1 protein-coding gene is annotated in these 1436 nt (G+C 59.9%); it reads right to left on the reverse strand.

Going from position 1 to position 1436, the window contains the following annotated elements; all coding sequences use genetic code 11:
• Nucleotides 1–1421 (reverse strand): beta strand repeat-containing protein (locus ACP3VS_RS24170; protein WP_426390278.1); only part of this gene is annotated, 1421 nt, incomplete at its 3' end.
• Nucleotides 1422–1436 lie beyond the last annotated feature (15 nt).

Below are 1436 nucleotides of genomic sequence, written 5' to 3' on the forward strand. Positions count from 1 at the left end.
CCAGTAGCGCCGGTAGTTCCAGTAACCCCAGCAATCCCAGTAGAGCCGGTAGTTCCAGTCACGCCAGTAGCTCCTGTTACACCAGTAACCCCAGTAGGTCCGATATCACCAGTAGCCCCAGTAGAGCCGGTAGCTCCAGTCACGCCAGCAATCCCAGCAGCCCCAGTAGAGCCGGTTACCCCAGTAGCGCCGGTAGCGCCGGTAGCGCCGGTTACCCCAGTTGAACCAGTAACCCCAGTAGCGCCAGTAGGTCCGATATCACCCGTTGCGCCAGTAGCCCCAGTAGTTCCAGTAACACCAGCAATCCCAGTGGCCCCGGTAGAGCCCGTAACCCCAGTTGAACCAGTTATACCAGTAGCGCCCGTAGCTCCTGTTACACCAGTGGCCCCGGTAGGTCCGATATCACCCGTTGCGCCAGTAGCTCCTGTTACACCAGTAACCCCAGTAGCGCCAGTAGAACCGGTAGTTCCAGTAACCCCAGTAGGTCCGATATCACCAGTAGCGCCAGTAGAGCCGGTAGCTCCAGTCACGCCAGCAATCCCAGCGGCCCCAGTGGCGCCGGTAGCCCCAGTAGTTCCAGTAACCCCGACAATCCCAGCGGCCCCAGTGGCGCCGGTAGCCCCAGTAGTTCCAGTAACCCCAGCAATCCCAGTGGCCCCGGTAGAGCCCGTAATCCCAGTTGAACCAGTAAAACCAGTAGCGCCAGTCACGCCAGCAATCCCAGCAGCCCCAGTGGCCCCAGTAGGTCCGATATTACCAGTGGCACCAGTAACCCCGGTAGCGCCAGTAACGCCAGTAGCGCCGGTAGAGCCAACAATCCCAGCAGCCCCAGTGGCCCCGGTAGAGCCGGTTACCCCAGTAGAACCAGTAGCGCCGGTAGAGCCGGTAGAGCCAGTAGCCCCAGTAACACCAGTAGCCCCGGTAGAGCCAGTAACCCCAGCAATCCCAGTAGCGCCGGTTACCCCAGTAGCGCCGGTAGAGCCAGTAACCCCAGCAATCCCAGTAGCACCAGTAGCTCCTGTTACACCAATAGCCCCAGTAGCTCCAGTAGGTCCGATATCACCAGTAGAGCCGGTAGCCCCAGTAGCCCCAGTAAAACCAGTAGCGCCCGTAGAGCCGGTAGCGCCAGTAGCGCCAGCAATCCCAGCAGCGCCAGTGGCCCCGGTAGGTCCGATATTACCAGTGGCACCAGTAACCCCAGTAGAACCAGTAGCGCCGGTAGTTCCAGTCACGCCAGTAGCTCCTGTTACACCAGTAACCCCAGTAGAGCCGGTAGTTCCAGTAACCCCAGCAATCCCAGTAGAGCCAGTAGCTCCTGTTACACCAGTAACCCCAGTAGGTCCGATATCACCAGTAGCCCCAGTAGCGCCGGTAGTTCCAGTAACCCCAGCAATCCCAGTAGAGCCGGTAGTTCCAGTCACGCCAGTAGCTCCTGT

The organism is Lysinibacillus sp. VIII_CA, assembly GCF_049943995.1.
Taxonomy (GTDB): Bacteria; Bacillota; Bacilli; order Bacillales_A; family Planococcaceae; genus Lysinibacillus; species Lysinibacillus pinottii.